Origin of the sequence: Leptospira abararensis (assembly GCF_016918735.1) — a bacterium.
GTDB classification, from domain to species: domain Bacteria; phylum Spirochaetota; class Leptospiria; order Leptospirales; family Leptospiraceae; genus Leptospira_A; species Leptospira_A abararensis.
In genome coordinates, this window is the sequence record NZ_JAFFPR010000066.1 from 1 (window position 1) to 608 (window position 608).

Annotated in this window: 1 pseudogene; it reads left to right on the forward strand. The window is 43.6% G+C overall.

Annotated elements, in window-relative coordinates:
* Positions 1-608, forward strand: a pseudogene (locus tag JWG40_RS19845) (hypothetical protein); the annotation flags it as partial.

The window sequence follows — 608 nt, forward strand, 5'->3', positions numbered from 1 at the left end:
GAGGGTTTGAAACAATGGGACGCAAGCGAAGCGACAATGGTGCAGAACAAGGCGAAGGCGATTGAAGAATTGGATCGCACCCTTGCTACGAATAGAACCAATTGGGATGCCCATGTTAGAGGAATCACAGATGTAATCACTGTGGGTGCAGACACTTTATCTACAATTGCCTCCAATTTGGATTGGTTTGAAGATGCACTCGCTCGTGCAGAGGCTCCTGGAAGTGGATACAATCCAAGTGTTACTGCAGAATACCGCCAACAAAGAGATTATTGGGGTGGCTTACAAACTAGATATAGAAACTTAGTTGCTGCTACACAAAACCAAATCCATGACCAAGACATTCGTGGAACAGGTGTTGGTCAAGGACTACTCGTAAATGCTGGGGGAAGTGACCCTTACATACTCAGCGTACAAGAGTTTGAACTCAAACTTGCTCGTGAAGAGTTGAAGTTATTAGAAGCAAAACGAGATCGAGCCAAAGCAGTATATGATTATGCGGTTGGAAATGTAGGCCAAAAAACGGCAGCCCAAATTGCAGCTGAGTTGGACACAATCAGACAAAACTTCAAAGCAAAAGAAACAGCTTATTTATCACTTTTATCTGA